Below are 2,973 nucleotides of genomic sequence, written 5' to 3'. Positions count from 1 at the left end.
GCCCTCACACTGCTATCGGAGGAGTACCGCCAAGGCAGTTATTACAGGCAGCTTAAATTCTACAAATGAGCACTGTGGAAAATGGGGGGATTACACTTTTGCTATCGATTCGGCTAGCCCTGCAAGTGCCTGCTCAGTAACCTTATCAAGATCTAATACACCAGCCGTTGCAATCTTGGCCGCAACAGGAACCGAGCGCTTTAAAAGTGCAATACCGATATCTTTAGTTTTTTTAAGGTATTCTCTAGCCTTTGACTCGTCACCGGTTTTTGATAGTTCAGTTATCGATGCACTTATCTCCCCTATAAGGCATACAAGAGCATCATCAGAAAAATCACTTTCCCAAGCATTGAAGTAGATCGTTGGTATATCGTTATTCTTTAAATGCTGTTCCCACATCCTAAGGAATGTAGTCTTTCCTTGTCCCCATGGAGCATCAATACAAACCACCACCGAGTCATTTGCAGACAAGACGAACTCTGTTAGCGCTTCTCCACTCTCTTTGCGACTCAGTGCGTCATTTCGATATGGGTCGTCTTCAATAATTTCAATATCACGACTTTTTAGTATCACTCGATTCTTTCCTTTGACTGCTAACGCTTGCAGCAGGGGTGCAACGTTAGGAGCGTCCCTTGACTGCACTTGTTAGCGACCTGATTCATTTGTAGGTGGTGGTGGGTTAGCAGGTGGAGTTGGTCTTATGTATGTCGGTGGCGGGTTAGTATTAGCTTGTTCTCTACCTCGACCGTTGGATGGCGGAGGTGGATTGGAGCCTTTGTGTCTATTCGTCATTTGCTTTCTCCTCGGTTCTCAAAAACTCTACCCACTTAACATCTTCAGCTCTTATGAGCACACCGTCCAATTCAGGAAGATGCGTTTCATTCCCATCGTCCGCAATCCAAGAAGGAAGCATGATATAAAATTGTCCTTTATTAGGTTCAAGGGGCCATTCTTTGGGCCAACCATACAATCTTCTGCCATCATGCAGATGCAAAATAACAAAAGTTATCTTTTCTGAAAAAACATAGAACCACTCAGATGGATGAGATGTTCTTGTAGTAAGTTTGATTTTGCGTAGATAGCGATGAAGTACATCTGCATTCACCAAGTAAGCAAATATAGCTCCCAAAAAAAGCGCAATAATTAGTGAGATAAATGTCTCTGCGGACTTATCCCATTGACCTATACTGAATAAATTATTTCCAATAACTGTAAATAACCATTCAGTAGCAATAACAATTGCACGGACAATAAACGTATAAATCAGCGCTTGGATAATTCGCTCAAACTGATGAGGCTTGGGATGAGACGTCAAGCTGTAAAATATCCACGCACACACAAAACCCGGCAGAAGAAAAACAACCAAATCGATTATATTGCCAGATACTCCGTCGACCATAGATCCTCGCTAACGCTGCCAGCACGCGCGGTTTTGTAGTGAAGGCGAAGCCGCAACGAAAAAACCGTCGCCGTGCCTGGCCTTGTTATGCAAGCTATAGCGCATTAATCTGTTTTTGCAGTGAGGACGTAAACTCTTTGATATCCTCTATTGCCTGATAAAAGTCTTGAGCATTTACATCGATGGGCTTGTTATCTTTACTGTAACCATTTCTGTGCACAATATCGTGCCGTAGGGCAGTGATTCTAGAAACCCTAGAGATATCGAGTTGTAATTTCACCCCAAGAACTTGCTCATAAATCCTCTTCACTTTAGGTATATTATGAAACAATATTTCATTAACGTGTTTTAAAGCCAAGTTGCAAATACTTAAATCTGTTTCAGCCAGTTCTGCAATTGAATATTTCGCTTTACTTACTTCTTCCACATTTCCAATTGCATTATTCAAAAACTCTTCTCGCTCGGTAATGAGGGCTTTTAATGTGTCACCTAGAAATGATTCCAAAAGAGTCACTGCATAGGCATACGACATTTTTACAATAATATTTGAGTGCAACATAAACGCCATTTTTTTGGAATGACCTAAATTACTTTCAGCCATTATTTTTAGCGCATTCAATTCATCTGAAAAAAACTTGTGTATATTGGACGAGCCATTTTCTTTTAACCATTCTAGTTCGGCTGCCCATTCGGCTTCGTCCGACAAATGATCTTGATAATCTGAATAGTCACTTGCCAATTGCTGCCACTCTTCTGAGTCCTCATCAAGTTGCTCATCACTAAGCCTTTCACGAATCCACTGTTCTGCTCGCTCGCTTTGAACCTCAAACAGGTGATCTTTAATTGAACTCAAAATTTACTCCCTAGATGACATACTGCATAACGCTTTACTAAGCGGCGCCCTGCCAAGGGCATCCGGTGTACGGCCGTAGGCCGGGAACGTACTTGAGCGTATTGTTAAGTTACGTCTTTTTGGTAGCTTCCCATTCATCTTTAAGTACCTTCCGACTTAGCTCAAGCAACTTCGTTTTGTTTTCGTCAGATACAAAAGAATCATGATACTGTTTAACAACGATAGATATTAGTTCTACAAGATCCGTATGATCGGACTCACTGGCATTAATATGTAAGCTAATCGAAGCCTCTAGCAACATTAGCTTCTCATAATTTTCGAGATCTCTTTTATTAGCTTTTTCTTTTCTTTCATCATTCCAATGCGTAGACGGGCAATAATTTAGCCTATTAATCGATACAATTGCCAAAATTTCTGAAATTTTATCACGCAAGCTATTTATCCAAGCTTGGCGCATAGGGGCAATAACCTGTCTTTTTGAAATCCTGGCATTTACTATTGGAGCAATAAATAGAGCTAAGAAAGCAATACCTAATGCCCCAATAGAAATAATATCTTTTACCTCCAACCCCAGAAATATGATTTTTTCAGCTTCCAAAATAGTCTCCATGGCGAGGAAAGTAACTTAATTGGGATAGGGAGACGCCTCACGACGTCTCTCCTCCCACACCACCGGGCATACGGGTCACGTACCACGGCGGTTCAAATCTCTTTAAATTTC

The 2,973-nt window shown here is 41.3% G+C and carries 4 protein-coding genes; all 4 read right to left on the bottom strand.

Annotated elements, in window-relative coordinates:
- Positions 1-90: 90 nt before the first annotated feature.
- Positions 91-573, bottom strand: a complete 483-nt coding sequence (locus H591_RS0114460; RefSeq protein WP_169337564.1) for a P-loop NTPase fold protein — start codon at positions 571-573, stop codon at positions 91-93.
- Positions 574-781: 208 nt separating this feature from the next.
- A complete protein-coding gene (locus H591_RS0114455) occupies positions 782-1,399 on the bottom strand; it encodes a DUF6338 family protein (protein ID WP_022967670.1) in 618 nt (205 codons plus the stop codon).
- A 94-nt stretch (positions 1,400-1,493) separates the two neighbouring features.
- Positions 1,494-2,252, bottom strand: a complete 759-nt coding sequence (locus H591_RS0114450) for a hypothetical protein (protein WP_022967669.1) — start codon at positions 2,250-2,252, stop codon at positions 1,494-1,496.
- A 109-nt stretch (positions 2,253-2,361) separates the two neighbouring features.
- Positions 2,362-2,850, bottom strand: coding sequence for a hypothetical protein (locus tag H591_RS0114445; protein WP_156853238.1), 489 nt, complete (start codon positions 2,848-2,850; stop codon positions 2,362-2,364).
- Between the last annotated feature and the right edge of the window lie 123 nt (positions 2,851-2,973).

The organism is Denitrificimonas caeni DSM 24390, from assembly GCF_000421765.1.
Taxonomy (GTDB): domain Bacteria; phylum Pseudomonadota; class Gammaproteobacteria; order Pseudomonadales; family Pseudomonadaceae; genus Denitrificimonas; species Denitrificimonas caeni.
Note: the sequence above shows the minus strand (reverse complement) of the source record. Positions and strands in the feature narration are given on the sequence as shown.